This is a genomic window from Pseudomonas sp. FP818 (assembly GCF_030687335.1).
Classification (GTDB): domain Bacteria; phylum Pseudomonadota; class Gammaproteobacteria; order Pseudomonadales; family Pseudomonadaceae; genus Aquipseudomonas; species Aquipseudomonas shahriarae.
In genome coordinates this window covers 5,732,037-5,758,256 of record NZ_CP117427.1, presented here as the reverse complement: position 1 = coordinate 5,758,256, position 26,220 = coordinate 5,732,037, and the positions used below count along the sequence as shown (strand labels likewise).

The 26,220-nt window shown below is 61.5% G+C and carries 26 protein-coding genes and 2 pseudogenes; 11 read left to right on the top strand and 17 right to left on the bottom strand.

Features of this window, described 5'->3' with window-relative positions; all coding sequences use genetic code 11:
* Positions 1-86 precede the first annotated feature (86 nt).
* A complete protein-coding gene (locus PSH80_RS26395; protein WP_169989476.1) occupies positions 87-938 on the top strand; it encodes an SDR family oxidoreductase in 852 nt (283 codons plus the stop codon).
* A 141-nt stretch (positions 939-1,079) separates the two neighbouring features.
* Here the strand turns inward: PSH80_RS26395 and PSH80_RS26390 are convergent, their stop codons facing one another.
* From PSH80_RS26390 to PSH80_RS26365, 6 genes are all read right to left on the bottom strand, one after another.
* The gene (locus tag PSH80_RS26390) at positions 1,080-1,823 is read right to left on the bottom strand and encodes a hypothetical protein (RefSeq protein ID WP_057961005.1); all 744 of its coding nucleotides are present in this window, start codon (positions 1,821-1,823) and stop codon (positions 1,080-1,082) included.
* A 55-nt stretch (positions 1,824-1,878) separates the two neighbouring features.
* Positions 1,879-2,259, bottom strand: coding sequence for a RidA family protein (locus PSH80_RS26385; RefSeq protein ID WP_025130815.1), 381 nt, complete (start codon positions 2,257-2,259; stop codon positions 1,879-1,881).
* A 40-nt stretch (positions 2,260-2,299) separates the two neighbouring features.
* The gene (gene spoT, locus PSH80_RS26380) at positions 2,300-4,405 is read right to left on the bottom strand and encodes a bifunctional GTP diphosphokinase/guanosine-3',5'-bis pyrophosphate 3'-pyrophosphohydrolase (RefSeq protein WP_057961004.1); all 2,106 of its coding nucleotides are present in this window, start codon (positions 4,403-4,405) and stop codon (positions 2,300-2,302) included.
* 60 nt (positions 4,406-4,465) lie between these two features.
* Complete coding sequence (gene rpoZ / locus PSH80_RS26375; protein ID WP_057440512.1) at positions 4,466-4,729, bottom strand: DNA-directed RNA polymerase subunit omega; 264 nt, start codon at positions 4,727-4,729, stop codon at positions 4,466-4,468.
* Between the two features lie 167 nt (positions 4,730-4,896).
* On the bottom strand, positions 4,897-5,517 hold the full coding sequence (gene gmk / locus PSH80_RS26370; protein ID WP_128593301.1) for a guanylate kinase: 621 nt from the start codon (positions 5,515-5,517) through the stop codon (positions 4,897-4,899).
* A gap of 10 nt (positions 5,518-5,527) precedes the next feature.
* A complete protein-coding gene (locus PSH80_RS26365; RefSeq protein ID WP_057440510.1) occupies positions 5,528-6,391 on the bottom strand; it encodes a YicC/YloC family endoribonuclease in 864 nt (287 codons plus the stop codon).
* A gap of 233 nt (positions 6,392-6,624) precedes the next feature.
* Between PSH80_RS26365 and rph the strand changes: the two genes are divergently transcribed.
* Both rph and PSH80_RS26355 read left to right on the top strand, forming a co-directional pair.
* Positions 6,625-7,347: a ribonuclease PH gene (rph, locus tag PSH80_RS26360; RefSeq protein ID WP_057961002.1), complete on the top strand. Its 723-nt coding sequence runs from the start codon at positions 6,625-6,627 to the stop codon at positions 7,345-7,347.
* 23 nt (positions 7,348-7,370) lie between these two features.
* A complete protein-coding gene (locus tag PSH80_RS26355) occupies positions 7,371-7,739 on the top strand; it encodes a DUF4870 domain-containing protein (RefSeq protein ID WP_120734336.1) in 369 nt (122 codons plus the stop codon).
* 58 nt (positions 7,740-7,797) lie between these two features.
* Here the strand turns inward: PSH80_RS26355 and PSH80_RS26350 are convergent, their stop codons facing one another.
* Entirely contained in the window at positions 7,798-8,577 is a 780-nt protein-coding gene (locus PSH80_RS26350; protein WP_029289816.1) for an exodeoxyribonuclease III, read from the bottom strand.
* 82 nt (positions 8,578-8,659) lie between these two features.
* Between PSH80_RS26350 and pyrE the strand changes: the two genes are divergently transcribed.
* Positions 8,660-9,304, top strand: a complete 645-nt coding sequence (gene pyrE, locus PSH80_RS26345; protein WP_057444213.1) for an orotate phosphoribosyltransferase — start codon at positions 8,660-8,662, stop codon at positions 9,302-9,304.
* An 85-nt stretch (positions 9,305-9,389) separates the two neighbouring features.
* Here pyrE and argB read toward each other — a convergent pair whose 3' ends face one another.
* The 4 genes and pseudogenes from argB to coaBC all read right to left on the bottom strand — a co-directional run bounded on the left by argB (position 9,390) and on the right by coaBC (position 13,541).
* Entirely contained in the window at positions 9,390-10,295 is a 906-nt protein-coding gene (argB, locus tag PSH80_RS26340; protein WP_029289812.1) for an acetylglutamate kinase, read from the bottom strand.
* Positions 10,296-10,316: 21 nt separating this feature from the next.
* A pseudogene (locus PSH80_RS26335) lies at positions 10,317-11,723 on the bottom strand (phosphomannomutase/phosphoglucomutase); the annotation flags it as partial.
* A 148-nt stretch (positions 11,724-11,871) separates the two neighbouring features.
* Positions 11,872-12,327: a dUTP diphosphatase gene (gene dut, locus PSH80_RS26330; protein WP_057961001.1), complete on the bottom strand. Its 456-nt coding sequence runs from the start codon at positions 12,325-12,327 to the stop codon at positions 11,872-11,874.
* Positions 12,328-12,332: 5 nt separating this feature from the next.
* Complete coding sequence (gene coaBC, locus PSH80_RS26325) at positions 12,333-13,541, bottom strand: bifunctional phosphopantothenoylcysteine decarboxylase/phosphopantothenate--cysteine ligase CoaBC (RefSeq protein WP_029289805.1); 1,209 nt, start codon at positions 13,539-13,541, stop codon at positions 12,333-12,335.
* Positions 13,542-13,671: 130 nt separating this feature from the next.
* On the opposite strand from coaBC, the gene radC reads away from it, so the two are divergent.
* Positions 13,672-14,346: a DNA repair protein RadC gene (radC, locus tag PSH80_RS26320; protein ID WP_057960999.1), complete on the top strand. Its 675-nt coding sequence runs from the start codon at positions 13,672-13,674 to the stop codon at positions 14,344-14,346.
* Positions 14,347-14,393: 47 nt separating this feature from the next.
* On the opposite strand, the gene PSH80_RS26315 is transcribed toward radC, so the two are convergent.
* Positions 14,394-15,986 carry an ABC transporter substrate-binding protein gene (locus tag PSH80_RS26315; protein WP_057960998.1) on the bottom strand — a complete coding sequence of 531 codons (1,593 nt, stop codon included), beginning with the start codon at positions 15,984-15,986 and terminating at the stop codon, positions 14,394-14,396.
* Between the two features lie 458 nt (positions 15,987-16,444).
* Here PSH80_RS26315 and rpmB point away from each other — a divergent pair, with 458 nt between their 5' ends.
* On the top strand, positions 16,445-16,678 hold the full coding sequence (gene rpmB, locus PSH80_RS26310; protein WP_007920377.1) for a 50S ribosomal protein L28: 234 nt from the start codon (positions 16,445-16,447) through the stop codon (positions 16,676-16,678).
* A gap of 11 nt (positions 16,679-16,689) precedes the next feature.
* A complete protein-coding gene (gene rpmG, locus PSH80_RS26305; RefSeq protein WP_003176906.1) occupies positions 16,690-16,845 on the top strand; it encodes a 50S ribosomal protein L33 in 156 nt (51 codons plus the stop codon).
* Positions 16,846-16,925: 80 nt separating this feature from the next.
* Here the strand turns inward: rpmG and PSH80_RS26300 are convergent, their stop codons facing one another.
* The gene (locus PSH80_RS26300) at positions 16,926-17,288 is read right to left on the bottom strand and encodes a cupin domain-containing protein (RefSeq protein WP_057440505.1); all 363 of its coding nucleotides are present in this window, start codon (positions 17,286-17,288) and stop codon (positions 16,926-16,928) included.
* 227 nt (positions 17,289-17,515) lie between these two features.
* Between PSH80_RS26300 and PSH80_RS26295 the strand changes: the two are divergent.
* Together PSH80_RS26295 and PSH80_RS26290 are read left to right on the top strand one after the other, a co-directional pair.
* Positions 17,516-19,010 (top strand): annotated as a pseudogene (locus tag PSH80_RS26295) (aldehyde dehydrogenase).
* 166 nt (positions 19,011-19,176) lie between these two features.
* On the top strand, positions 19,177-20,319 hold the full coding sequence (locus PSH80_RS26290) for an MFS transporter (RefSeq protein WP_057960997.1): 1,143 nt from the start codon (positions 19,177-19,179) through the stop codon (positions 20,317-20,319).
* Between the two features lie 35 nt (positions 20,320-20,354).
* On the opposite strand, the gene PSH80_RS26285 is transcribed toward PSH80_RS26290, so the two are convergent.
* Both PSH80_RS26285 and PSH80_RS26280 read right to left on the bottom strand, forming a co-directional pair.
* Entirely contained in the window at positions 20,355-21,920 is a 1,566-nt protein-coding gene (locus PSH80_RS26285; RefSeq protein ID WP_305418680.1) for a phospholipase D family protein, read from the bottom strand.
* A gap of 62 nt (positions 21,921-21,982) precedes the next feature.
* Complete coding sequence (locus PSH80_RS26280) at positions 21,983-23,416, bottom strand: PLP-dependent aminotransferase family protein (protein ID WP_057960995.1); 1,434 nt, start codon at positions 23,414-23,416, stop codon at positions 21,983-21,985.
* A 166-nt stretch (positions 23,417-23,582) separates the two neighbouring features.
* Between PSH80_RS26280 and PSH80_RS26275 the strand changes: the two genes are divergently transcribed.
* Positions 23,583-23,816, top strand: coding sequence for a DUF1127 domain-containing protein (locus PSH80_RS26275; RefSeq protein ID WP_057960994.1), 234 nt, complete (start codon positions 23,583-23,585; stop codon positions 23,814-23,816).
* Between the two features lies 1 nt (position 23,817).
* Here PSH80_RS26275 and PSH80_RS26270 read toward each other — a convergent pair whose 3' ends face one another.
* Positions 23,818-25,110, bottom strand: coding sequence for an FAD-binding oxidoreductase (locus PSH80_RS26270; protein WP_200659876.1), 1,293 nt, complete (start codon positions 25,108-25,110; stop codon positions 23,818-23,820).
* A gap of 115 nt (positions 25,111-25,225) precedes the next feature.
* On the opposite strand from PSH80_RS26270, the gene PSH80_RS26265 reads away from it, so the two are divergent.
* Complete coding sequence (locus PSH80_RS26265; protein WP_029289779.1) at positions 25,226-25,579, top strand: YkgJ family cysteine cluster protein; 354 nt, start codon at positions 25,226-25,228, stop codon at positions 25,577-25,579.
* Positions 25,580-25,643: 64 nt separating this feature from the next.
* Here the strand turns inward: PSH80_RS26265 and PSH80_RS26260 are convergent, their stop codons facing one another.
* Positions 25,644-26,132 (bottom strand): Lrp/AsnC ligand binding domain-containing protein, encoded by a 489-nt coding sequence (locus PSH80_RS26260; RefSeq protein ID WP_003206849.1) that lies wholly within the window; start codon positions 26,130-26,132, stop codon positions 25,644-25,646.
* Positions 26,133-26,220 lie beyond the last annotated feature (88 nt).

Here is a 26,220-nt window from a genome sequence, read left to right as displayed (position 1 = left end):
AGTAATACAGTATCTTTATTTGTGCTTTTTCTGGCCGCTGGTCACCTGCGAGGGCTAATCTAGACCTTTGAGAACGGAGTTTTGTGATGTCTGCGCCTTCTGTGGTGATCGCCGGTTGTGGTGATGTAGGTAGTCGGCTGGCTAGTCAATTGCTGGCTGCCGGATGGGAGGTGCATGGCCTGCGGCGTAATGTCTCGCGCCTGCCCGAAGGGGTGATCGGGATTGCCGGCGACCTGTTCAAAAAGGATTGTCCCGACACCTGGCCGATCGGCGGTGTGGACTACCTGGTGTACTGCGCAGCCGCCACCGACCATGACGAAGCGGGCTATCGCAAGGCCTATGTCGAAGGCTTGCAGCATGTGCTGGAATGGCTTGACGACTATGGCCAGCAGCCCAAGCAGCTTGTGTTTGTGTCCAGCAGCAGTGTCTATGGGCAGCAAAATGGCGAATGGGTCGATGAGGCGTCGCCTACCCAGGCCCTTGGCTATTCCGGGCAGGTGATGCTGGAAGCCGAGCAAGTGGCATTCGACAGCGGCATCCCGGCCACGACTGTGCGCTTGACCGGTATCTACGGGCCGGGGCGTGAATGGTTGTTGAGCCAGGTGCGCCAGGGCTATCGCGTGGCGGTGGAGCCGCCTTTGTACGGCAACCGGATACATGTTGATGATGCGGCAGGGTTGTTGGCGTTTCTGCTGCAACATGTAGAGCAGGGCGGTTCGTTGGACAAGGTCTATATCGGCGTCGACGACGCGCCGGCGCCGCTGGCTGAGGTTGTGGGCTGGCTGCGTGAGTACCTTGGGGTGACCGAGTGGGCCGAAGACGCCAGCGTGCGGCGCGCGGGCAGCAAGCAGTGCAGCAATGCGCGGGCCAAGGCGCTGGGCTGGACGCCAACCTATCCGAGTTATCGCGAAGGCTACGCCGCTATCCTCAAAGGCTGACTTTTCTTGCTAGGCACCGGCTTGTGTGGGAGCTGGCTTGTCGGATCGCTATGACAGCATCACCTCGGTGTCACTGACACACCGAGGTGCCTGCATCGCGGGCAAGCCCGGCTCCCACGCAAGCCCGCTCCCACATTGAGGTTACTGTTTTTCCAGCAACCACTGGCGTGGCCCGGGGGTAAACGAAGGGACTTCGTCGGCCTGGGAGGTATTGATCGCCTGGAAAATCTCCAACTGCTTGTCATTGCGACTGAAGATCCACGGGTTGCCCTGGCCACCTTGTTGCAGCCAGATGCTGTCGTAGCCACCGCTCATGGAGGCGCAGTCGCCCGCCAGGCACAGTGAGTACTGCTCGGCGCCCGGCAGCCCGCTTACTTGGCCGTTGGCCTGGAACTGCACGGTGGCGCCCAGGCCGCTGCCGCTGGTGATTTTCCAGCTGCCGCCCATATAGGCCGAGTACAGCGCCCGTTCGAAGTTGGCACCCAGGGGCGCGCCTTCGGGGGCAGGGTCCTTGGGGCGGTCAAACAGCTGTTCGGGCTCGTTGTCGTTGGCCACTTGCAGCAGCTGTTTGCCCTTGCGCTTGAGTTCGGTGGTCGAGCTACCGTAGAAATCAACGTTCCAGGTGCCGGACTTTTCCCCGGCCAGGGTGCCTTCGGGGCGTTCAAAGCCATTGAAGTAGCGTGCTTGGTTGGCCTTGGTGTTGACCTCCCATTCGAGGTTCGGACCGTAGGCTTGCAGGGCTTCGCGCAAAGGGCCGCCCTTGGACGCCGCATCAATGGCGACCTGGTTGATCCAGGTGCCGCTCACATCCCGGGTGGCAGGATTGCTGGCACAGCCGCCAAGGAACAGGGCGAGCAGCGTGGAGGCAACGAGCGCTTTGCGCATTATGAAATCCTTTTAAAACGAAGTCGGCGCAACCCTGTGGGTTGCGCCGAATGTATTACTCGATGACCAGAATCGCGTCCATCTCAACCTGGGAGCCCTTGGGAAGGGCTGCAACGCCAATGGCGGCGCGGGCTGGGTAGGGTTGTTCGAAGTACTTGCCCATGATCTCGTTGACCTTGGCGAAGTGGCTCAGGTCGGTGAGGAAGATGTTCAGCTTGACGATGTCCTTGAACGAACCGCCTGCGGCTTCGGCTACCGACTTGAGGTTTTCGAAGACTTGTACGGTCTGGGCTTCGAAGCCTTCAACCAGCTCCATGGTCTTTGGGTCCAGAGGGATCTGGCCGGACATGTAGACGGTGTTGCCCGCCTTGATCGCCTGGGAATAAGTACCGATGGCAGCAGGTGCCTTGTCGCTGGTGATAACAGTCTTGGTCATAAATGACTCCTTGTAATGTCCGGGCTATAGGGGGGAGGCGTTATGCGCGCATGCGAGTGATGCGGATAACCCCAGTCAGGGCACGCAGTTTCTTGATCACGCGGGCCAGGTGTACACGGTCGTGCACGCTGACCACCAGTTGGACCACGCTGATGCGACCATCACGTTCGTCCATGCTGATTTTTTCGATATTGCCGTCGGCGGCGTTGACGCTGCTGGCCAGCAAGGCGATCAGGCCGCGCTGATGCTCCAGCTCGACCCGCAACTCGACGTTGAATTCGCCGGTCACATCCTTGGCCCAGGACAGCTGGATGCATTTTTCCGGGTTGTGGCGTATTTCGCTGATATTGCGGCAGTTGTCCAGGTGCACGACCATGCCTTTGCCGGCGGACAGGTGGCCGACAATCGGGTCGCCCGGGATCGGTGTGCAGCATTTGGCGTAGCTCAGCACCAGGCCTTCGGTGCCGCGAATGGCCAGCGGGCCTTCGGGGCTCGGCAGTTGCTCGCCCTCGCCGAGCAGGCGGCGGGCGACCACGTAGGCCATGCGATTGCCCAGGCCGATGTCTTCGAGCAAGTCCTCGATGGCTTCCTGGCGGTACTCGTGGAGGATCGCCTGCACGCGCTCGGCGGGGATCTTCTCCAAGGAACTGTCGAAACCGTTGAGCACCTTGTTCAGCAGGCGTTCGCCCAGGCTGATGGACTCGGAGCGGCGTTGCAGCTTCAGGGCGTGGCGGATATGGGTGCGGGCCTTGCCGGTGACTACGAAGTTGAGCCAGGCCGGGTTCGGCCGGGCCCCCGGCGCGCTGACGATCTCCACGGTGGAGCCGCTTTGCAGCGGTTCCGACAGCGGGGCCAGGCGGCGGTTGATCCGGCAGGCGATGCAACTGTTGCCGACGTCGGTGTGCACTGCGTAGGCAAAGTCGACCGCCGTGGAGCCCTTGGGCAGCTCCATGATCCGGCCTTTTGGCGTGAACACGTAGACCTCGTCCGGGAACAGGTCGATCTTCACGCTTTCGATGAACTCCAGGGAGTTGCCGGCACGTTGCTGCATTTCCAGCACGCCCTTGACCCACTGACGGGCGCGGGCATGGGTGCCTTTGGGCTGCTCGTCGCCGCTGGATTTGTACAGCCAATGGGCGGCGATGCCGTTGTTGGCCATCTCTTCCATTTCCCGGGTGCGGATCTGGATCTCGATCGGCACCCCATGCATACCGAACAGCGTGGTATGCAGCGACTGATAGCCGTTGGCTTTGGGGATGGCGATGTAGTCCTTGAAGCGGCCTGGCAGGGGTTTGTACAAATTATGTACAGCGCCCAGCACGCGGTAGCAGGTATCGACCTTGTCGACGATGATCCGGAACGCATACACGTCCATGATCTCGTTGAAGGCCCGGCGCTTGCCGCGCATCTTCTTGTAGATGCCGTAGATATGCTTCTGCCGCCCGCTGACTTCGCCTTCAATCTCGTCGATTGCCAGGCAGTGGCTCAGGGACTCTTCGATCTTGTTGACGATTTCCTTGCGATTGCCCCGGGCGCGCTTGACCGCCTGGTAGATGCGCGCCGAGCGCATTGGGTGCATCGCCTTGAAACCCAGGTCTTCGAATTCGATACGAATGGCATGCATGCCCAGCCGGTTGGCGATGGGCGCGTAGATTTCCAGGGTTTCCTTGGCAATGCGCCGGCGTTTCTCACCGGACAGCACTTCCAGCGTGCGCATGTTGTGCAGCCGGTCGGCCAGCTTGACCAGGATCACCCGGATGTCCCGGGCCATGGCCATGGCCATCTTCTGGAAGTTTTCCGCCTGGGCCTCGGCCTTGGTCTCGAAGTTCATCTGGGTCAGCTTGCTGACTCCGTCGACCAGGTCGGCCACGGTTTCGCCAAATTGCGCACTGAGCGCTTCCTTGGCAATGCCGGTGTCTTCGATCACGTCATGCAGCATCGCAGCCATCAGGCTCTGATGGTCCATGTGCATGTCGGCAAGAATATTGGCCACCGCAAGAGGATGGGTGACGTACGCCTCGCCGCTGCGGCGGCGTTGGCCGTCGTGGGCTTGTTCGGCGTAGAAATACGCTCGGCGGACCAGGTTGACCTGGTCGGTGCCGAGGTAGGTCGATAAGCGATCGGCGAGGGCGTCTATGCTCGGCAAAGTGTTAACTCCTGCCGAATGCTGTGACCCCGCGCCGTGCTACGTCGACCAGGCATAGGCTTAGACGGCCTCGTTGGACTCGTCCTCGAACGCTGCAAACAGCGGTTCGTCTTCAACGATTTCAGCGCTGGCAATGTATTCATAGCTCATCACGCCGGCAGCGATTTCGCGCAGGGCCATCACGGTAGGCTTGTCATTTTCCCAATTGAGCAGTGGCTCTTTGCCGCCAGTGGCCAATTGACGGGCACGCTTGGTAGAGAGCATGACCAGCTCAAAGCGGTTATCCACGTGTTCTAGGCAGTCTTCAACGGTTACGCGGGCCATGGTATTCCTCGGAGCGAATGCAAGATGCGCGCTGCCCGGTTGGGCGAGCGGACTCAACAGTTTAAAAAATCACCAGCGTTTAGGGAAGCGCTGATTTTCTGCAGGCCCCGGCAAACACGCTACAAGTGCCAATGTAAGGCCCTTGCAGCGGTTTTGGGAAGAGCCATTCAACCGAGCAGTTCGGCCAACAATTTGCCAAAACGCTGCTGTTGGCGTTTTTGCTGGAGCTGATTGGCGCGGAAAATCGCCTTCAAGTCGTCCAGGGCGTGGGAAAAATCGTCGTTGATGATCAGGTAGTCGTAGTCCACATAGTGGCTCATTTCACTGACGGCTTCGCGCATACGGCCGTCGATGACCTGATCGCTGTCCTGGCCGCGATTGGTCAGGCGCTGTTGCAAGGCCTCCAGGGACGGCGGGAGGATAAAGATCGAGCGCGCCTTGGGCATCAATTGGCGCACCTGTTCGGCGCCCTGCCAGTCGATTTCCAGGATCAGGTCGTGGCCTTCGTCCAGGGTCTGCTGCAAGTGGCTCTGGGACGTGCCATAGAGGTTGCCGAACACCTCGGCGCGCTCCAGGAAGTCACCGTGTTCGATCATCTTCACGAATTCGCTGCGTTCGACGAAGTGATAGTTCACGCCGTTCACTTCACCCGGGCGCATGGCGCGAGTGGTGTGGGAGACCGATACGCGGATCTCCGGGTTGGTGTCGGTCAGGGCCTTGACCAGGCTGCTTTTGCCCGCGCCCGAGGGGGCGGAAATGATGTACAGGGTGCCGGTGCTGTGGGTCATGGGAGTTGCCTTACTCAATATTCTGTACTTGTTCGCGCATTTGCTCGATCAACACTTTGAGGTTGACCGCAGCCGTGGTGCTGCGCGGATCGAAGGCTTTGGAGCCCAGTGTATTGGCTTCGCGGTTGAGTTCCTGCATCAGGAAGTCCAGGCGCCGACCGGCGGCACCGGCCGACTTGAGCACGCGGCGCACTTCCAGGATATGGGTGCTCAGGCGGTCGAGTTCTTCGGCGACGTCGCTTTTTTGTGCGAGCAGGACCATTTCCTGTTCCAGGCGCACCGGGTCGAGGTCGGCCTTCATGTCGGTGAAGCGGTCGAGGACTTTCTGACGCTGGGTGGCCAGCATCTGCGGCACCAGTTCGCGCAGGGTCACGACGTCGGCCTCGATGGCCGTCAGGCGTTCGTTGATCAGGCGGGCCAGCTCGGCGCCTTCACGCTCGCGGCCGGCTTTAAGCTCCTTGAGGCCCTGGTTGAACAGGGCCAGGGCTTCGGCGTTCAGCGCTTGCGGGTCAGTGGCGTCGGCCACCAGCACCCCAGGCCAGGCCAACACTTCCAGGGGGTTCAGGGCCGCTGGCTGTTTGATCAGGCTGGCGATGGTCTCGGCGGCGGCGACCAGTTGCGCGGCGCGCTCGCGGTCAACCTGCAGCGGCTTGCCGGTGGTTTCCTCGGTAAAGCGCAGGGTGCATTCCAGTTTGCCGCGGGAGATGCCGGCACGCAGGGCTTCGCGCACTGCGCCTTCAAGGTCGCGGAAGGATTCGGGCAGGCGCAGGTGCGGCTCCAGGTAGCGGCTGTTGACCGAGCGCAATTCCCAGCTCAGGGTGCCCTGGACGCCGGCTTTTTCGACGCGGGCAAAGGCAGTCATGCTGTGCACCATGGAGGTACCTCGCGATGCAGTCCCGCAAACGGGCGGGCTGGTGGGTAGATTGAAGCCGACTGGCTGCGAAGGCGCAGGATTGTAGCGCAACGGGGCGGGCGCCCCCAAATGCGGGCTGTGACAAAGGGTGCCAGGGGTTGTCCATTCGTTACCGAATTTATTAGCAGTGCCGAGAAGCGGCCTGCGGCTCTATAATGCTCGGCAGTTTTTCGTCCTCTGTACAGGTATCCCCTATGAAACGTCCAAGTGGTCGCGCTGCCGATCAGCTCCGCTCGATCCGCATCACCCGCAACTACACCAAACACGCCGAGGGATCTGTACTGGTCGAGTTTGGCGATACCAAGGTCATCTGCACCGTCAGCGTCGAGAATGGCGTGCCGCGTTTCCTCAAGGGGCAGGGCCAGGGTTGGTTGACCGCAGAGTACGGCATGTTGCCGCGCGCCACCGGCGAGCGTAACCAGCGTGAAGCCAGCCGTGGCAAGCAGGGCGGTCGTACCCTGGAAATCCAGCGTCTGATCGGCCGTTCCCTGCGCGCTGCGCTGGACATGTCTAAACTGGGCGATGTAACCCTGTACGTCGACTGCGACGTGATCCAGGCCGACGGCGGCACCCGCACCGCCTCCATCACTGGCGCCATGGTGGCCCTGGTCGACGCGCTGAAAGTGATCAAGAAGCGCGGCGGCCTGAAAGGCGGCGACCCGCTCAAGCAGATGATTGCCGCCGTATCGGTGGGCATGTACCAGGGCGAGCCGGTGCTGGACCTGGACTACCTGGAAGACTCGGCTGCCGAGACCGACCTGAACGTGGTCATGACCAGCACCGGTGGGTTCATCGAAGTGCAGGGCACCGCCGAAGGCGCGCCATTCCAGCCGGCAGACCTGAACGCCATGCTGGCCCTGGCCCAGAAAGGCATGAGCGAAATCTTCGAACTGCAGAACGCCGCACTGGCTGACTGAAACCGGCCTCAAGGAGCAACGCGATGAGTGACAACCAGCTTCCCGTGTCAGCCCAGAACAAGGAAGTGCGCCAATGGGCGATGCTCTGTCACTTCGCGGCGTTCCTGGGCCTGGTGTTCCCCTTTGGTAGCGTGTTGGGGCCATTGATCCTGTGGCAGGTGAAGAAGGACATGGACCCGCTGATCGACGACCAGGGCAAGGAAGCGCTGAACTTCCAGCTGACCGTGGCCATCGCCTGGCTGGTCTGCTTTGTCCTGGGGTTCGTGGTGATCGGCTTCCTGTTGATGGTGGTGCTGGTAATTGCCGCACTGATCTTGACCATCATTGGCGGGATCAAGGCCAACAAAGGCATTGCCTACCGTTACCCGCTCACCTGGCGATTGATCAAATAATGATCGCCCACAAAAAAACCGACAGCGATGTCGGTTTTTTTGTACCTGGATATTGACCTCAGATGGTCAAGGTCCAGTCGTAGTCCACGATCAACGGCGCATGTTGCGAGAAGCGCGGTTGACGCGGCAGACGTGCGCTGCGGACAAACCGGCGCAGGCCGGGGGTCAGCAACTGGTAGTCAAAGCGCCAGCCCAGATTAAGCATCTCGGCCTGTTCGTTGTCCGGCCACCAGCTGTACTGGTCGCCTTCGCGGCTGACTTCACGCAGGGCATCTACATACCCCATGTTGCCGACAATCTCGTCCATCCAGGCCCGTTCCGGCGCCAGGAAGCCCGGGGATTGCTGGCTGTCGCGCCAGTTCTTGATATCCAGCTTCTGTTGCGCCACGTACAACGAGCCACAATAAATGTACTCGCGGCGTTTGCGTCGCTGTTTATCCAGATAACGGGCGAAATCGTCCATTAGCTTGAACTTCTGGTTCAAGTCTTCATCGCCGTTCATCCCCGAAGGGAGCAGCAAGGTAGCAATACTGACTTTGTCGAAATCGGCTTGCAGGTAGCGCCCGTAGCGATCGGCTGTCTCGAAGCCGAGGCCGCTGATGACCGCCTTGGGTTGCAACCGTGAGTACAGAGCCACGCCACCTTGGGCAGGGACTTCGGCATCACAGGCATAAAGGAAGTAGCCATCCAGTTGGAAGGCTGGGTCGTCCAGTTCAAAGGCGGAGGCGCGGGTGTCCTGCAGGCAGATGACGTCGGCATTCTGGGCTTGCAGCCAACTGAGCAAACCACGCTCGACTGCAGCCTGAATACCATTAACGTTCACACTGATGATCCGCATAAATGGCCCCAAAAATCGCGTGCGTGTATGATACACGCCGTCTACCTATTTAGCTAAATCCGTGGTATCTGAGGCTTTTTTCATGCAGGCGTATCAACGCGATTTCATTCGTTTTGCCATCGATCGCGGGGTTTTGCGCTTCGGTGAGTTCACCCTCAAGTCCGGGCGCACCAGCCCATACTTCTTCAATGCCGGCCTGTTCAACTCGGGTTCTGCCCTGGCGCAACTGGGGCGTTTCTACGCCGCCGCCATCGTTGAAAGCGGTATTGCCTTCGACGTGCTGTTTGGCCCGGCCTACAAAGGTATTCCGTTGGCCGCCGCAACCGCAGTGGCCCTGGCTGAACACCACGACCGCGATCTGCCGTGGTGCTTCAACCGCAAGGAAGCCAAGGCCCACGGTGAGGGCGGCAGCCTGGTCGGCGCGCCGCTGACCGGCGATGTGCTGATCATCGACGACGTGATCACTGCCGGTACCGCGATTCGTGAAGTGATGCAGATCATTGCGTCCCAGGACGGCGCCAAGGCTGCGGGCGTGCTGATCGCGTTGAACCGCCAGGAACGCGGCAACGGTGAGTTGTCGGCGATCCAGGAAGTGGAACGTGACTTCGGGATTCCCGTGGTGAGCATCGTGTCGCTGAACCAGGTATTGCAGTTCCTGGAAGACGACCCGCAGCTCAAGCAGCATCTGCCGGCAGTGCGTGCGTACCGCGAGCAGTTTGGCGTCTGACACAGGGGATACCCACCCTGTTGCAGATTGGCCACAAAAAAGCCCCCGTTCAATCCAGTTGAACGGGGGCTTTTTGTTTCAGCGCTTACGGACGCTTGCGATTGCTGATCAGCGTACCCATGCCCGTATCAGTGAAGATCTCCAGCAGCACCGCATTGGGCACCCGGCCGTCGATGATCAGCGAGCTGCCTACGCCACCCTGCACCGCTTCCAGTGCGCAGCGGATCTTCGGCAGCATGCCGCCGTAGATGGTGCCGTCGGCGATCAGATCGTCGACTTGCTGGGTAGTCAGGCCGGTCAGAACCTTGCCTTCCTTGTCCATCAGGCCGGCGATATTGGTCAGCAGCATCAGCTTCTCGGCCTTGAGTGCCTCGGCCACCTTGCCCGCCACCAGATCGGCGTTGATGTTGTAGGACTCGCCATTGGCCCCCACGCCAATCGGCGCGATGACCGGGATGAAGTCGCCCTTGACCAGCAGGTTGAGCAAATCGGTGTTGATGCCGATCACTTCGCCCACCTGGCCGATGTCGATGATTTCCGGCTGGGTCATCTCCGGAGTCTTGCGGGTCACGGTAAGTTTCTTCGCACGGATCAGCTCGGCGTCCTTGCCGGTCAGGCCGATGGCGCTGCCGCCGTGACGGTTGATCAGGTTGACGATGTCTTTGTTCACCTGGCCGCCCAGGACCATCTCCACCACGTCCATGGTCTGCGCATCGGTAACGCGCATGCCGTCGATGAAATGACTCTCGATGGACAGGCGCTTGAGCAGGTCACCGATTTGCGGGCCGCCGCCGTGCACCACCACCGGGTTGATCCCGACAGCTTTCATCAGCACGATGTCACGGGCAAAGCCGGTTTTCAGCTCGTCGCTTTCCATGGCATTGCCGCCGTACTTGATCACCAGCGTCTTGCCGACGTAGCGTCGAATGTAAGGCAACGCTTCGGAAAGGACCTTGGCGGTGTTGGCGGCGGCTTCGCGTTCGAGGGTCATTCAGGGCTCCGGGGCAAATAATCAGAACGGTAGTTGGAGATCAGGGGCAACACGTTTCAACTGGGCGTGGAACACGTCCTTGATGCGCTGCAACTCGGCCTCGGTATCCGCCTCGAAACGCAGGACCAGCACCGGAGTGGTGTTGGACGCGCGAACCAGGCCCCAGCCTTCGGCATAATCGACTCGCACACCATCAATGGTGGTCAGGTTGGCGCCTGCACCCCATTGCGCATCGTGCAATGCGTCAATGATGCTGAATTTGCTCTCTTCGGTCACATGGATATTGATTTCCGGCGTAGAAATATCGTTCGGGAAGGTCTCGAACAAGTCTTCAGCGCTGGATTTTTCCTTGCTGAGGATCTCCAGCAGGCGGGCGGCGCTGTAGATGCCGTCGTCAAAACCGAACCAGCGCTCCTTGAAGAACACATGGCCGCTCATTTCGCCGGCCAGCAGGGCGCCGGTTTCTTTCATTTTCTTTTTGATCAACGAGTGACCGGTCTTCCACATCAGTGGGCGGCCGCCGTATTCCTTGATCAACGGCGTCAGGCGCCGGGTGCATTTGACGTCGAAGATGATCTCGGCACCGGGGTTGCGCGCCACTACGTCGCGGGCGAACAGCATCAGCAGGCGGTCGGGGAACACGATGCTGCCGGTGTTGGTCACCACGCCTACGCGGTCGCCGTCGCCATCGAAGGCCAGGCCGACATCGGCGCCCACTTCTGCGACCTTGGCGATCAGGTCCACCAGATTTTCAGGCTTGCCCGGGTCCGGGTGATGGTTGGGGAAATTGCCGTCGACTTCGCAGAACAGCGGGATCACTTCGCAGTTCAAGGCTTCGAGCAGTTGCGGGGCGATCACGCCGGCCGCGCCGTTGCCGCAGTCCACCACGACTTTCAGGCGCCGCTCGAGCTTGACGTCACGGGTGATTTCGTCCGAGTAGCGCTGGAGGATATCGACCTTGGTGATGCTGCCCTTACCGCTGGTCAGGTCATTGGTCTTGAGGCGAGTGTGCAGGGCCTGGATCTGTTCGTTGGCAAGGGTATCGCCGGCAATCACGATCTTGAAGCCGTTGTAGTCCGATGGGTTGTGGCTGCCAGTGAGCATCACGCCGGATTTGCCGGCCAGCACGTTGGCGGCGTAGTACAGCGCCGGGGTCGGCACCAGGCCAACGTCGCTGACATGACAGCCGCTGTCGGCCAGGCCCTGGATCAGGCGCTCCACCAGCTCGGGGCCGGACAGGCGACCGTCACGTCCCACAGAGACGTTGGGCTCGCCCTGGGCCAGGCTTTGCGAGCCGATGGCGCGGCCGATCCAGTAGGCGGTTTCGGCGGTCAGGGTTTTCGGGACGACACCACGGATGTCGTAGGCGCGGAAAATGCTGTCGGGAAACGTCGGTGCGACTGGGGCTGCGTTGCTCATCACTGGGGAAACTCCATCGATACGGGGCGGACAGGCCTGAATGTGGCGACCGGCAGGCTCAAACTGAAGGGTAAGACGGCGTTTTTGCCCTAGAGTTCGTGGTGCGAAAATGCCACTGGGGCATGTCGGACGCAGAGTCCGGCATGCCTGAGCGTAGTCAGTGGCTGCCGGAATGCCCGAAACCGCCCGCGCCACGCTGGGTTTCGTCGAACTCGGTGACCAGTTCGAAATGTGCCTGCACCACCGGCACCAGGACCAGTTGAGCAATGCGCTCGCCGACGGCGATGTTGAAGGCAGTCTGGCCACGGTTCCAGCACGAGACCATCAATTCGCCCTGGTAGTCCGAGTCGATCAAGCCCACCAGGTTGCCCAGCACGATCCCGTGTTTGTGACCCAGGCCGGAGCGCGGCAGGATCAAGGCGGCCAGGCCGGGGTCGCCGACGTAGATCGACAGGCCGGTGGGGATCAGCAGGGTCTGGCCCGGCTCAAGGACGGTGTCTTGCTTGAGCATGGCGCGCAGGTCCAGGCCGGCGGAGCCCGGTGTGGCGTAGGCCGGCAGTGGGAAGTCGGTGCCGAGGCGGGGGTCGAGGATCTTGGCTTGCAAAGCGTGCATGGACATTAAACCTGGTTCAGCCGTTGGGCGATAAAAGAGATCAGTTGGCGGGCAATCTTGCCCTTGCTGGTCTGGGCGAAAAGGGTGGCGTGCAGCTCGCGATCAATCACGCTGCAGGCGTTTTCCTCGCTGTTGAAGCCGATGCTCGGGTTGGCGACGTCATTGGCAACGATCAGGTCGAGGTTTTTGTCTTTCAGTTTGCGTGCGGCGTAGTCCAGCAGGTTTTCGGTTTCGGCAGCGAAACCGACGCTGAACGGACGATCCGCGCGGGTGGCGATGGTGGCCAAAATGTCCGGGTTGCGCACCATTTGCAGGAGCAGGCCGTCGCCGCTTGTAGGGTCTTTCTTGAGTTTTTGTGGGGCAACCACTTCCGGGCGGTAGTCTGCGACCGCTGCCGACGCGATAAACACATCGCAGGGAATCGCCGCCTCACAGGCAGCGAGCATGTCGCGGGCGCTGACTACGTCGATGCGGGTGACCCGGTCCGGGGTCGGCAGATGCACCGGGCCGGTGATCAGAGTCACGCGTGCGCCTGCCTCAACCGCCGCTTCTGCCAGGGCAAAGCCCATTTTCCCTGAGCTATGGTTGGTGATGTAGCGCACCGGGTCGATGTTTTCCTGGGTCGGGCCGGCGGTAATCAGTACGTGCTTACCGGTCAGGGCCAGATGCTGGAAGCACTCGGCGGCACACAGCGCCAGGTCCGTGGCTTCGAGCATGCGCCCCAGGCCGACGTCGCCACAGGCCTGGCTGCCGGAGGCCGGGCCGAAGACCTTGAGGCCACGGCTTTGCAGGAGTTGGGTGTTGGCCTGGGTGGCGGGGTCGCGCCACATGGCCTGGTTCATTGCCGGGGCGATGGCGACGGTGGCGTCGGTGGCCAGCACCAGCGTGGTCAGCAGGTCGTCGGCAATGCCTTGGGCGAGGCGCGCGATGAGGTCAGCAGTGGCGGGTGCGATCAGCACCAGGTCGGCCCATTTGGCCAGTTCGATATGGCCCATGGCGGCTTCGGCTGCCGGGTCCAGCAGGTCCAGGTGCACCGGGTGGCCGGACAGGGCCTGCATGGTCAGCGGGGTAATGAACTCACTGCCGCCACGGGTCATGACCACGCGCACTTCGGCGCCCTGGTCCAGGAGCCTGCGAACCAACTCTGCGCTCTTGTAGGCGGCAATACCGCCGCCGACGCCGAGAACGATGCGTTTCCGATACAGACGCTGCATTGGTTTGCCTTTCCAGTTCAGTGATGGCGTTGCGATCCCCCTCCCCAGGTGAAATCGCGCGCAAAAAAGAGCGGCTAAGATAACACAGCGTCCGCCATGCAACAGCGGCGCACATGCACACGGAGGTGCCATGAGTATTCGCAATTGGCCTGCGGCGGAGCGCCCGCGGGAGAAGCTTTTGGAGTTGGGGGCGGCAAGTCTCTCGGATGCCGAGTTGCTGGCGATTTTCCTGCGTACCGGCGTCTCGGGTAAAAGCGCGGTGGACTTGGCGCGCCATCTGCTGGGGCAATTTGGCAGCCTGCGTTCGTTGCTGGAGGCCCGCCAAACCGTCTTCATCCAGCATCTGGGCCTGGGGCCGGCTAAGTTCGCCCAGTTGCAGGCGGTGCTGGAAATGGGCCGGCGCCATCTGGCCGAGCATGTGCGCAATGAGTCGGTACTGGAAAGCCCGGTTGCCGTGCGTGACTACCTCAAGGCGCTGCTGCGCCATGAGCCCCACGAAATATTCGGCTGCCTGTTTCTTGATTCAAGGCACCGGGTGCTGGGCTTCGAAGCGCTGTTCCAGGGCACCATAGACAATGCCATGGTGTACCCGCGACAGGTGGTCAAGCGCGCCCTGGACTACAACGCAGCGGCGTTGATCCTGTGCCACAACCACCCCTCCGGGAATGCCGAGCCCAGCATTGCTGATCGAAAACTGACCAAGCATCTGCAAAAGGCCCTCGATCTGGTGGACGTGCGGGTACTGGATCACATCATTATCGGCGACGGTGACCCGCTGTCGATGGCCGAATACGGTTGGCTGTAACGCAGTTGCTTGTAGGGGCCGGCTTGCCGGCTCCTACAACGGCCGGGTCAGGGCTTTACGCTGACCTTGGAGAAATCCTGGCGCCCAAACGGGCTGACCTGATACCCCTCGACATTTTTACGGGTCAGGGCAAAGGCCGTCGGATGAGCCAGTGGCAACCACAGCGCCTGCTGCTGGATCTGCGCCTGTGCCTGTTGATACAGCTTGCTGCGCACGCCTTGCTCATTGGTGGTCTTGCCGGCACTGATCAGCTTGTCCAGTGCCGGGTCGCAGTAACGGGCAAAGTTGGTGCCGGATTTTACCGCCGCGCAGGAAAATTGCGGGGTCAGGAAGTTATCCGGGTCGCCGTTGTCCCCGGCCCAGCCCATAAACAGCAGGTCGTGCTCGCCAGCCTTGGCGCGGCGGATCAGCTCGCCCCATTCGATCACGCGGATCTCGGCCTGGATGCCGACCTTGGCCAGGTCCGCCTGCAGCAGTTGTGCGCCCAGGCTTGGGTTGGGGTTGAGCAGGCTGCCCGAGGGCCGGGTCCAAAGGGTGGTCTTGAAGCCGTCACTCAGCCCGGCGCGGGCCAGCAGGGCCTTGGCCTTGGCGATGTCCTGTGGATAACCCGGCAATTCCTTGGCAAAACCCCAGGTATTGGGCGGGTAGGGGCCGGTGGCGGCTTCGGCGGTGCCTTCAAACACGGCCTTGAGGTAGCTGGCCTTGTCGAAGGCCAGGTTGATCGCCTGGCGCACTTCTGGCTTGTCCAACGGTGGGTGCTGGCTGTTGATGGCCACAAACGCGGTCATGAAGGCTGCGGTCTTTTCCACCTTGAGCGCCGCATCCTTTTGCGCCTCGCCGATATCCAGGGGCTTGGGTGACAAGGCGATCTGGCACTCATCCCGGCGCAGTTTCTGCAGGCGTACGTTGGCGTCCGGGGTGATGGCAAAGATCAAGTTATCCACAGCAGGCTTGCCGGCGAAGTAATCCGGGTTGGCTTTGTAGCGAATCGCTGCATCTTTCTGGAAACGCCCGAAAACAAAGGGGCCGGTGCCGATGGGTTGGCTATTGAGCTTTTCCGGGGTGCCGGCCTTGAGCAACTTGTCGGCGTATTCGGCCGGGTAGATCGAGGCAAAGCCCATGCTCAGCGCGGCGAGGAACGTGGAGTCGGCGTGATCCAGGGTAAAGCGCACGGTCAGCGGATCCAGGGCGTCGATCTTTTTGATCAGCGCCGGCAGTTGCAAGGACTGGGCGTGGGGGAAGCCGCTCTGGGCGATCTGGTGCCAGGGATTGGCCGGGTCGAGCATGCGCTCGAAGCTGAAACGTACATCTTCGGCGGTAAGGCTGCGGCTTGGGCTGAAATACGCAGTGCGGTGGAATTTGACGCCGGGGTGCAATTTAAAGGTGTAGGTCAGGCCGTCCGGCGAGACTTCCCAGCTGTCGGCCAGGCTCGGCACCAGCTTGCCGCTCGTGGCGTCGTAGTCCACCAGGCGGTTCATCAGCACATCCGCCGAGGCGTTGGTGGTGGTCAGCGAGTTGTACTGCACCACATCGAACCCTTCGGGGCTGGCCTCGGTGCAGACGCTCAACGTGGAGGCCGCCTGGGCCAGCGGGGCGAGGAAGAGCGGGGCGAGTAGAAGTGGCAGGGCAGCGAGGCGCATGGTCGGTTTCCTTTGCAGATCGGAGGCCCATCTGCGAGTGCAGTCTGGAAAAGGCCTACCGTAGTGGCCTGATTCACAAATGACTAGCCCATTTTTGCCTGTGCATTTAGGACAAATACTGTTTTGATGGCGCTTCAGGTCATTTTGCCCGGGGCCTTGGCCTACAAACAGCGGCGATAAATCATTCGGTGCGACGAGCGGTCCGGCGGCACGGCGGCCCACCCTGGCAGCGCTTGAGAGCTGCTTGGGCGAGATTTACAGCGGGAAAAACACACCGGCTGTTGTTGCACTGGGGTCTTTCTGGTATAAAGCAGCGCTCTTTTCTAGGGGCCCGGTTCCTTCACTGTAGGTGTAGCCGGTAAGACCCTTAAAGAAACGCGGCGCCTGGCGCCAAATGACTGAGAGATTAAGCGGCCAACCCATGCCGGGTTGGGCATGTGGTTTTAGAGGGCTGAGGCATGTCGAGAGTCTGTCAAGTTACCGGTAAGGGTCCGGTGACTGGGAATAACATTTCCCACGCAAACAACAAAACCCGTCGTCGTTTCCTGCCAAACCTGCAGCATCACCGCTTCTGGGTTGAAGAAGAGAAACGTTTTGTCCGTCTGCGCGTATCTGCCAAAGGCATGCGCATCATCGACAAGCGTGGCATCACTGTCGTGCTCGCTGAACTGCGCCGCGACGGCAAAATCTAAGGAGCTAAATCATGCGTGAATTGATTCGAATGATCTCTAGCGCCGGTACTGGTCACTTCTACACTACCGACAAGAACAAGCGTACTACCCCGGACAAGCTCGAAAAGAAAATGTTCGACCCGCGCGTTCGCAAGCATGTGATCTACAAAGAAGGCAAAATCAAGTAATTGGTTTTCTTTCTTGTGAAAAAAACCCGCATCTCACGATGCGGGTTTTTTTTGCCTTTTGAAAAGTCGCGGTCGACCGATCAGGCTTTTTCTTCGAACACCACGTAGATCTTGCGGCACGGCTCCAGCACTTCCCAGGTGCCACTGAAACCGGCCGGGATCACGAAGCGGTCACCGGCGCGCAAGGTCTTGGCGTTGCCTTCGGCATCGCGTAGCACCGAAACCCCCTGCACGATCTCGCAGTACTCGTGCTCGGTGTAGTTCACCGTCCATTGCCCGACTTCACCCTCCCAGACCCCGGCGTTCATCTGGCCGCACGGGCTGTTGTAGTGGTTGAAGAGCGTCTGCTCGGGGTCGCCCTTGAGGATTTTTTCTGTGGCGGGGCGGTAGCGTTCGGCGGCGGTGTTCGCCTGGCTGAAATCGACGACATCCTGAATGTTCATGCACGTATCCCGTCTAGGCCTGGGGTTGGAGAGCCAAAGTCTATGTTTATTAAAATGAACATCGCAAGGGCGTTTGCGGCCGTTATGTCAAATATATTGAAACATCCCTTGCGGCTGGTTTAGGGTGGCGGGTGCCTCGGACCGAATAGCTGGCTGGCCGGGCAAGCATTTGGAAGGGAGCGGTTATAACGCCGGGCCCTTATATTTAATAAGAGGAGGACACTCGCATGACCACCCTGACCCGTGCCGACTGGGAACAACGCGCCAAGGATCTGAAGATCGAAGGCCGCGCCTATATCAATGGCGAGTACACCGCCGCAGTTTCCGGCGACACGTTCGAATGCCTCAGCCCAGTCGATGGCCGCCTGCTGACCACGGTTGCCAGTTGTGACGTCGCCGACGCCCAGCGCGCCGTGGAAAACGCCCGCGCCACTTTCAACTCCGGTGCATGGTCTCGCCTGGCCCCGGCCAAGCGCAAAGCCACCATGATCCGTTTCGCCGCGCTGCTCAAGGCCAACGCCGAAGAGCTGGCCCTGCTCGAAACCCTGGACATGGGCAAGCCCATCGGCGATTCCCTGGGCATCGACATCCCTGGCGCGGCGCAAGCCCTGAGCTGGAGTGGCGAGGCCATCGACAAGATTTACGACGAAGTCGCCGCCACCCCCCATGACCAACTGGGCCTGGTGACCCGCGAGCCCGTCGGCGTAGTGGCGGCCATCGTGCCGTGGAACTTCCCGCTGATGATGGCCTGCTGGAAGCTGGGGCCGGCGCTGTCCACCGGCAACTCGGTCGTGCTCAAGCCTTCGGAAAAATCGCCGCTGACCGCCATCCGCATCGCTGCCCTGGCCGTTGAAGCGGGTATCCCCAAGGGTGTGCTCAACGTGCTGCCGGGTTATGGCCACACTGTCGGCAAGGCCCTGGCGCTGCATATGGACGTCGATACCCTGGTGTTCACCGGTTCGACCAAGATCGCCAAGCAACTGATGATCTACTCCGGCGAATCGAACATGAAACGCGTCTGGCTGGAAGCTGGCGGCAAGAGCCCGAACATCGTGTTTGCCGATGCCCCGGGACCTGCAAGCCGCTGCCGAATCCGCGGCTGGCGCCATTGCTTTCAACCAGGGCGAAGTCTGCACTGCCGGCTCGCGCCTGCTGGTGGAGCGTTCGATCAAGGACAAATTCCTGCCAATGGTGATCGAGGCCCTCAAGGGCTGGAAGCCGGGCAACCCGCTGGACCCGGCTACCAACGTCGGCGCGCTGGTGGATACCCAGCAGATGAACACCGTGCTGTCGTACATCGAAGCCGGGCACGCCGATGGCGCCAAGCTGGTGGCCGGTGGCAAGCGCACCCTGCAGGAAACTGGCGGTACCTACGTCGAACCGACGATTTTCGACGGTGTGACCAACGCCATGAAGATTGCCCAGGAAGAGATCTTTGGCCCTGTGCTGTCGGTGCTGACGTTCGACAGCGCGGAAGAAGCCGTGGCGATTGCCAACGACACGCCTTATGGCCTGGCCGCTGCGGTCTGGACTTCGGATATCTCCAAGGCGCACCTGACCGCCAAGGCCCTGCGCGCCGGTAGCGTGTGGGTCAACCAGTACGATGGCGGCGACATGACTGCGCCATTTGGCGGGTTCAAGCAGTCGGGCAACGGTCGCGACAAGTCGCTGCACGCGTTCGACAAGTACACCGAGCTGAAGGCGACCTGGATCAAGCTGTAAACCCGGACTCCGGGCCCCAGCTGCAGTAGATCCACATGTGGGAGCGGGCTTGCCCGCGATAGCGGTATATCAGTCACTCATGAGTTGGCTGGTACTCCCTCATCGCGGGCAAGCCCGCTCCCACAGTATTTTGCGTGATCTGGAAATAACCCACAGGAGCGTGGCAATGCGTTGGGCGACTTACTTCGCCGTCCTGGCCTCGGTACTCAGCGTCGGCCTCGCCCTGGGCGTGAGCATGCCGCTGGTGTCCCTGCGCCTGGAAAGCTGGGGCTATGGCAACTTTGCCATCGGCATCATGGCGGCGATGCCGGCGTTCGGTGTGCTGTTGGGCGCCAAGGTCTCCAGCCGCCTGGCTTCCTGGTTGGGCACGGCGAACCTGATGCGTCTGTGCCTGTGGGCTGGGGCGATTTCCATCGGTTTGCTGGCGGTACTGCCCAGCTATCCGGTGTGGCTGGTGCTGCGGTTGATGATCGGGGTGATCCTGACCATCGTGTTTATCCTCGGCGAAAGCTGGATCAATCAACTGGTGGTGGAGCAGTGGCGTGGCCGGCTGGTGGCGCTGTATGGCTGTACCTACGCCTTGAGCCAGCTGTCGGGGCCGTTGTTGCTCGGCGTACTGGGGACCGATCATGACTATGGCTTCTGGGTCGGCGTCGGCCTGCTGATCATTGCGCCGTTCCTGCTGTTGGGGCGCAGCGGGGCGCCGACGGCGGAGGCCTTCAGCGTGACCTTTGGCGATTTGTGGGGTTTTTGCCGGGGCCTGCCGGCGATTGCCTGGGCGGTGGCGTTGTTTGCCGCGTTCGAGGCGATGATTCTGACGCTGCTGCCGGTGTATTGCCTGCAGCAGGGTTTTACCGCTGAGGTGGCGCTGGCGATGGTCAGCACCGTGGTGGTCGGCGATGCCTTGCTGCAATTGCCGATTGGCGCGCTGGCTGATTACCTGCCCAGGCGTACCCTGTTTCTGGGGTGCGCGGTGTTGTTGCTGCTGTCGAGCCTGGCCATTGCGCCGCTGCTCGATACCTGGCTGATCTGGCCGATCTGGGTGCTGTTCGGTGCCAGCGCCGGGGGCTTGTTCACCTTGTCGTTGATCCTGATCGGCGAGCGCTACCGTGACGATGCGTTGGTGCGGGCCAATGCCCATATTGCGCAGTTGTGGGGGATTGGTTGCCTGATCGGCCCACTGGTGGCGGGCGCGGGCAGCCAGTGGATCAGCGGGCATGCGTTGCCGTTGCTGATGGCGGCGGGGGCCTTGGGGCTGGTGATTCTGTTGTTACGCCAAGGGGCGTTTGGCACCGAGCAGCCGGCCTGACCTGGAAGTGCTCCCAGATTGGATTTTGGTGGTGCTTAGAGCATGCGCTCCAGGCCCACAGTGGTGGCAAACCAGGCATTGAAGCGGCGCCACCAACTGCCCGGCTCGCGGGTCAGGGTGTGCAACTGGCCGTTGTCTTCTGTCACCCATACTACCTGGCCATCCTGCAGCTTCGCCTCATAACTCAAGGCCGGCGCCATCCCTTGCAGGGCCAGGTTGCGTACGTGCTCGGCCAGCTCGGGGCTGTCCACCAGCACGCCAACCTCGGTGTTCCACAGCACCGAACGCGGGTCGAAATTGAATGAGCCGATAAACGACTTCTGCCGATCAAAGATCATCGCCTTGCTGTGCAGGCTGGAGTCCGAGCCATGCAGCGCGCGGCTGCCCAGCAGGTGCGGGCCACTGCCGCCGCCGTCGCCCGGTTGGCGGCGCAGTTCGTACAGTTTCACCCCGTGCTCCAACAGCGCCTTGCGATAGGGCGCATAGCCGCCATGCACTGCCGGTACGTCGGTGGCCTCCAGAGCGTTGGTCAGCAGACGCACGTCGACACCGGCGTCCGCGCGGCCGGTCTGGTACACCAGGCCCGGCTGACCGGGGACGAAGTAGGCCGAAATCATCATCAGTTCACTGTGCACGCCTTCCAGCTCCGGCCCCAGTTGGGTGGTGAGCAACAGTTGCGGGTCAGGATCGGCCTTGGCCAGCACCTTGCTCGGCGCATCCCACAGCGCCTGGTTCCACGCCCAGATCAGCTCCCGGCGCCAGATGTCCATGCGGGGCTGGGTCTGGTAGGTGCGCAGGCGGTTGTACAGGGCATGGTTTTGCTGGCGCGACTCGGCCAGGGAGTTCTCCAGAAGCCCGCGCGCTGTGGCCAGGTCGCGGGAGGACGGGGCGCTGGAGATGAAGTCGGCAATGGGTTTGCTCAGCGCACTGTTCCAGTACTGGTCAAAGCTGTGGCCCAGTTGCTCGGCCACAGGCCCGACGCTGAGCATGTCGATATCGGTGAAGTTCAGGTTGGGCTCGGCATCGAAATACTCATCCCCCAGGTTGCGCCCGCCGACAATCGCCACGCTGTTGTCCGCCAGCCACAGCTTGTTGTGCATGCGCCGGTGCTGCAGCGACAGGTTGAACAGCCGGCCCATGGCCCGTGTCACGCCGGTGCTGCGCCCCAGGTGCAAGGGGTTGAACAGGCGAATCTGGATCTGCGGGTGCGCGGCCAGGGTGGCGATGATCTGGTCCAGGCCGTCGCTGGTGGTGTCATCCAGGAGGATGCGCACCCGCACGCCACGGTCGGCCGCCGTGAGTAACTCGGCCACCAGCATGCGCGTGCTGATGCCGTCATGGACGATGTAGTACTGCAAGTCGAGGCTGGTCTGGGCATTGCGGATCAATTCGGCGCGAGCCATGAACGCTTCGCTGCTGTTGGGCAGCAGGCGGAACCCGGAGCGGCCCTGGTAGGGCGCGGCCTGGGCCTGGATCGAGCGGCCAAAGGCGGACTGCGTCGCCGGCAGCGCCTCGCTGGCCTCCCTGGGCACATCCGGGGTGGCGCAACCGCCCAGGCCCAGGAACCCCAGCAAAAAAAACGCTAACAGCCGTTGGCTCATCAAGGCGACAGGTTCCGAATCAGGGCGTTGGTGGGCATATGACGGTGATTGCTGGCAAAAGGTCAGTCCACCCGCTGTTCGGCTTCGGCGAGCATTTTGATCGCCGTTGCCCCGACCTTGCGCACCGCCTCTTCAATCGGGGGGGTTGGCTTGGCAGCGTAGTTCATCCGCAGGCAGTTACGGTATTTGCCCGAGGCCGAGAAGATGCTGCCCACGGCAATCTGTACGCCTTGCTCGACCAGGGCCCGGTTGAGCTTGAGGGTGTCGAAACCTTCGGGCAACTCCACCCACAGCATAAAGCTGCCCTGTGGCCGGCTGGCGCGGGTGCCGGCCGGGAAATAGCGGCTGACCCAATCGAGCATCAGGTCGCGATTGCGCTGGTATTGGCTGCGCATCCGCCGCAAATGCGGCTCGAAGTGCCCGTTCTTGAGGAACTCGGCAATGGCGATCTGCGGCTGGGTGGCGGTGGAGCCGGTGCTGATGTATTTCATGTGCAGCACCCGCTCCAGATAGCGGCCCGGCGCTACCCAACCGATCCGCAGACCGGGGGCCAGGGTTTTGGAGAAGGAACTGCAGAGTAGGACGCGGCCATCTTCGTCGAAGGATTTGATGGTGCGTGGTCGCGGGTAGCTGTAGGCCAGCTCGCCATACACATCGTCTTCGATAATCGCCACGTCAAAGCGCTGGGCCAGGGTCAGCAGCGCCCGTTTGCGTGCCTCGGGCATGATGTAGCCCAGGGGGTTGTTGCAGTTGGGGGTCAACTGGATGACTTTGATCGGCCATTGCTCCAGGGCCAGTTCCAGGGCTTCCAGGCTGATGCCGGTGAGCGGGTCGGTGGGGATTTCCAGGGCTTTCATGCCCAGGCCCTTGAGGGTCTGCATGGCGCCGTGGAAGCTTGGCGAGTCGACGGCGACGATATCGCCGGGCTCGCAAATGGCACGGATGCTGGAGGACAGTGCCTCATGGCAGCCGGTAGTGATCACGATGTCCTGGGCGTCGAGTTGACAGCCGGAATCCAATGACAGACGGGCTATTTGTTCACGCAGCTCCATACAGCCGTAGATATTGTCGTAGTACAGGCCTGGCAGATCCTGGCGGCGGCTGACCCGGGCCAGGCTGCGCAGCAGGGGTTTGAGGGTCGGTGACAGGACATCCGGCATGCCACGGCCCATCTGTATGACATCTTTGCGCGGCACCGCGCGGATCAGTTCCAGCACCTGGTCCCACTGGGAAATCTCCACCGGGCGCTGGGCCGGCCGACCCACGGCAGGCAGCGCGGGCAGTTCGCGACCGACGGGCACGAAGTAGCCGGATTTCGGCTTTGGCGTCGCCAGGCCGTTGTCTTCGAGCATTCGGTAAGCCTGTTGCACGGTGCTCAGGCTGACCCCGTGTTCCACACTCAAGGCACGCACCGAGGGCAGGCGATCGCCGGGGCGATAGAAGCCCTGTTCGATACGGGTGCCCAGCAGTTCGGCGAGGTTGACGTAGAGGGTCATTGCGGTCACTCCCAGGGGACCAGTACAGATGCAAGGAAAATACAGGATTCAGCCCGTGGTTGGGAGTATCTGTATGGATTTAATAAAAGTTGGTTGAATCTGTAATGGTTTTGCCGTGCCGTCCATTCTAGTCACTCATGGCAACAGGCAAATGAGGGGCAGGACAATGAATGGCTTGAGCGATGTGCGGCTGGCACTACACAGTCAGGAACTGGAAGCAGGGCAGGAGCGCGGGCTGACCGGGCTGGCGCCGGGTAATCCGAGCCGTTGGGAACTGTTCTGGCGCCGTCGCCACACGCGCCAGGCCTTGCTGGACCTGACCCCGGAGCAACTGCGCGATATCGGCTTGAGTACTGAACAAGCGCGCCGGGAAGGCTTGAAGCCGTTCTGGCGCGGTTGAGTCAGAGCAGTTCTTTCAGGCGGTGCCAGAGCATGCCCAGGGCCAGCAGCGGTGAGCGCAAGTGCTTGCCGCCAGGGAAGGTGATGTGTGGCACCTGGGCAAACAGATCGAAGCGCCCACTCTGCTGGCCGCTGATGGCTTCGGCCAACAGTTTGCCGGCCAGGTGGGTGGCGTTCAGGCCATGGCCGGCGTAGGCCTGGGCAAAGTACACATTGGGCTGGTCGGCCAGCCGGCCAATCTGCGGCAGGCGGTTGGCGCCGATGCCGATCATGCCGCCCCATTGATAGTCGATCTTCGCTTCGGCCAATTGCGGGAAGACCTTGAGCATCTTCGGCCGCATATAGGCGCCAATGTCCTGGGGATCGCGTCCGGAATAGTGGCAAGCACCGCCAAACAGCAGGCGCCGGTCGGCCGACAAGCGGAAGTAGTCCACCGTGACCCGCTGATCACACACCGCCATGTTTTGCGGCAGTAACTCGGCGGCCTGGGTTGGGCTCAAGGGTTCGGTGGCAATGATGTAGCTGCCGGCGGGCAGCACCTTGCCGCTCAGGTGAGGGTTGAGGCCATTGAGGTAGGCATTGCAGCCCAGCACCAGGGTCTTGGCGCGCACACTGCCGTGGGCGGTGTGGACTTTGACTTCAGGGCCGTAGTCGATGCGCAGGGCTTCGGACTGCTCGAACAGCCTCACGCCCAGTTGCTGCGCGGCGCTCGCTTCGCCAAGGGCCAGGTTCAGCGGGTGCAGGTGGCCGGAGCCCATGTCGATCATGCCTCCCACGTAACGGTCGGAGCCGATCACGCTGCGCATTTCCCCGGCTTGCAGCAGGCGCAGTTCATGGCGATAGCCCAGGTCGTGCAGCTCTTCGGCGTCGGCGGCCAGGCCCTGCAAGTCGCGGGGCTTGTTGGCCAGGTCGCAGTAGCCCCAGGTCAGGTCACAATCAATCCGGAAGCGCTCGACCCGCTGGCGCACGATTTCCACGGCTTCCAGGCCCATCAGCTTCATCTGCCGCACGCCTTCGCTGCCGACCACATTGGCAAACTGATCGAGGCCATGGCCGACGCCGCGAATCAACTGCCCGCCGTTGCGCCCGCTGGCGCCCCAGGCGATCTTGCGTGCCTCCAGCAGCACCACGCTAAAGCCCCGTTCAGCCAGCTCCAGCGCGGTGTTCAGCCCGGAAAACCCGCCGCCGACCACGCACACATCGGCGACCACTTCGCCCGCCAATGCCGGGTAATCGGGTTGCGCCAGGCTGCTGGCGGCGTAGTAGGAAGCGGTGTGCCGGGCGCTGGCGGTCATGGGGAGCATCCGTGTTTGGAAAATTTGACGCAGGATACAGCGGTCGGGTGAAGCTGTCTCACTCGGGGCTTTTAGGGCAAAATCCACGCCTATTCGCCGTTCGGTATGGGTTTCGATGAGTTGCAACAGCCAGAAAGTCAACGCGCTGCGCCGGCAGATCCCCTCGTTCGAGTGTGTGCCGGGTTGCCATGATTGCTGTGGGCCGGTGACTACATCCACCGAGGAAATGTCGCGCCTGCCGCGCAAGACTGCGGCCGAGCAGGAAGCGGCCATGGATGAGCTGAACTGTGTGCACCTGGGGCCCAACGGTTGCACGGTGTACGACGAGCGCCCGTTGATCTGTAGGTTGTTTGGTACCACGCCCAGCCTGCCATGCCCCAACAATCGAGGCCCGGTGGAGCTGATTCACCCGCGGGTGGAGAAGCAGATTCACGAGTACATGGCGACGACGCGGCAGGTGCTGGTCTGACAGATGTACCCGGTCAAAAGGTGGGAGCTGGCTTGCCTGCGATGACGGTGTAGCGCCCACAGGGTCAATCCGGGATCGGCAGGTTCAGGCTCTCCTTCACCTCTTCCATCACGATATAGCTCTTGGACTCGCGCACATGGGGCAGCTTGAGCAGGATATCGCCCAGCAGTTTGCGGTACGACGCCATCTCGGAAATCCGTGCCTTCACCAGATAGTCGAAATCCCCCGAGACCAGGTGGCACTCCAGCACATGGGGCAGTTTCAGCACGGCACGTCGGAATTCTTCGAAGGTATCGCCGGATTTGTAGTCGAGGCTGATCTCGACAAACACCAGCAGGCTACCCTTCAAGTGCTGCGGATTGAGGCGGGCGTTGTAGCCCATGATGATCCCCTCGCGCTCCAGGCGCCGGACCCGTTCGGTGCACGGCGTGGTCGACAGTCCTACCTTCTCCCCTAGCTCGGTAAACGAAATCCGCCCGTCGGCCTGCAGGATGCGCAGGATGTTGCGGTCGATCTTGTCCAGCTCCCGCTTGGTCTGGGTATTGGTCCGCATAGGGGATGCTCCTCCGTGAAAAGGGTTTTTGCCGAGAATTGTCGCCAAATATAGGCACTTATATAGTGAAATGCACTGGTCATTGCTT

What these genes read in the sequence shown, in the direction of transcription:
- PSH80_RS26395 (WP_169989476.1), top strand. Translation starts at nt 87, where the DNA reads ATGTCTGCGCCTTCTGTGGTGATCGCCGGTTGTGGTGATGTAGGTAGT.
- PSH80_RS26390 (WP_057961005.1), bottom strand. Translation starts at nt 1,823, where the DNA reads ATGCGCAAAGCGCTCGTTGCCTCCACGCTGCTCGCCCTGTTCCTTGGC.
- PSH80_RS26385 (WP_025130815.1), bottom strand. Translation starts at nt 2,259, where the DNA reads ATGACCAAGACTGTTATCACCAGCGACAAGGCACCTGCTGCCATCGGT.
- rpoZ (WP_057440512.1), bottom strand. Translation starts at nt 4,729, where the DNA reads ATGGCCCGCGTAACCGTTGAAGACTGCCTAGAACACGTGGATAACCGC.
- gmk (WP_128593301.1), bottom strand. Translation starts at nt 5,517, where the DNA reads ATGACCCACAGCACCGGCACCCTGTACATCATTTCCGCCCCCTCGGGC.
- PSH80_RS26365 (WP_057440510.1), bottom strand. Translation starts at nt 6,391, where the DNA reads ATGGTGCACAGCATGACTGCCTTTGCCCGCGTCGAAAAAGCCGGCGTC.
- rph (WP_057961002.1), top strand. Translation starts at nt 6,625, where the DNA reads ATGAAACGTCCAAGTGGTCGCGCTGCCGATCAGCTCCGCTCGATCCGC.
- PSH80_RS26355 (WP_120734336.1), top strand. Translation starts at nt 7,371, where the DNA reads ATGAGTGACAACCAGCTTCCCGTGTCAGCCCAGAACAAGGAAGTGCGC.
- PSH80_RS26350 (WP_029289816.1), bottom strand. Translation starts at nt 8,577, where the DNA reads ATGCGGATCATCAGTGTGAACGTTAATGGTATTCAGGCTGCAGTCGAG.
- pyrE (WP_057444213.1), top strand. Translation starts at nt 8,660, where the DNA reads ATGCAGGCGTATCAACGCGATTTCATTCGTTTTGCCATCGATCGCGGG.
- argB (WP_029289812.1), bottom strand. Translation starts at nt 10,295, where the DNA reads ATGACCCTCGAACGCGAAGCCGCCGCCAACACCGCCAAGGTCCTTTCC.
- dut (WP_057961001.1), bottom strand. Translation starts at nt 12,327, where the DNA reads ATGCACGCTTTGCAAGCCAAGATCCTCGACCCCCGCCTCGGCACCGAC.
- coaBC (WP_029289805.1), bottom strand. Translation starts at nt 13,541, where the DNA reads ATGCAGCGTCTGTATCGGAAACGCATCGTTCTCGGCGTCGGCGGCGGT.
- radC (WP_057960999.1), top strand. Translation starts at nt 13,672, where the DNA reads ATGAGTATTCGCAATTGGCCTGCGGCGGAGCGCCCGCGGGAGAAGCTT.
- PSH80_RS26315 (WP_057960998.1), bottom strand. Translation starts at nt 15,986, where the DNA reads ATGCGCCTCGCTGCCCTGCCACTTCTACTCGCCCCGCTCTTCCTCGCC.
- rpmB (WP_007920377.1), top strand. Translation starts at nt 16,445, where the DNA reads ATGTCGAGAGTCTGTCAAGTTACCGGTAAGGGTCCGGTGACTGGGAAT.
- rpmG (WP_003176906.1), top strand. Translation starts at nt 16,690, where the DNA reads ATGCGTGAATTGATTCGAATGATCTCTAGCGCCGGTACTGGTCACTTC.
- PSH80_RS26300 (WP_057440505.1), bottom strand. Translation starts at nt 17,288, where the DNA reads ATGAACATTCAGGATGTCGTCGATTTCAGCCAGGCGAACACCGCCGCC.
- PSH80_RS26290 (WP_057960997.1), top strand. Translation starts at nt 19,177, where the DNA reads ATGCGTTGGGCGACTTACTTCGCCGTCCTGGCCTCGGTACTCAGCGTC.
- PSH80_RS26285 (WP_305418680.1), bottom strand. Translation starts at nt 21,920, where the DNA reads ATGAGCCAACGGCTGTTAGCGTTTTTTTTGCTGGGGTTCCTGGGCCTG.
- PSH80_RS26280 (WP_057960995.1), bottom strand. Translation starts at nt 23,416, where the DNA reads ATGACCCTCTACGTCAACCTCGCCGAACTGCTGGGCACCCGTATCGAA.
- PSH80_RS26275 (WP_057960994.1), top strand. Translation starts at nt 23,583, where the DNA reads ATGAATGGCTTGAGCGATGTGCGGCTGGCACTACACAGTCAGGAACTG.
- PSH80_RS26270 (WP_200659876.1), bottom strand. Translation starts at nt 25,110, where the DNA reads ATGACCGCCAGCGCCCGGCACACCGCTTCCTACTACGCCGCCAGCAGC.
- PSH80_RS26265 (WP_029289779.1), top strand. Translation starts at nt 25,226, where the DNA reads ATGAGTTGCAACAGCCAGAAAGTCAACGCGCTGCGCCGGCAGATCCCC.
- PSH80_RS26260 (WP_003206849.1), bottom strand. Translation starts at nt 26,132, where the DNA reads ATGCGGACCAATACCCAGACCAAGCGGGAGCTGGACAAGATCGACCGC.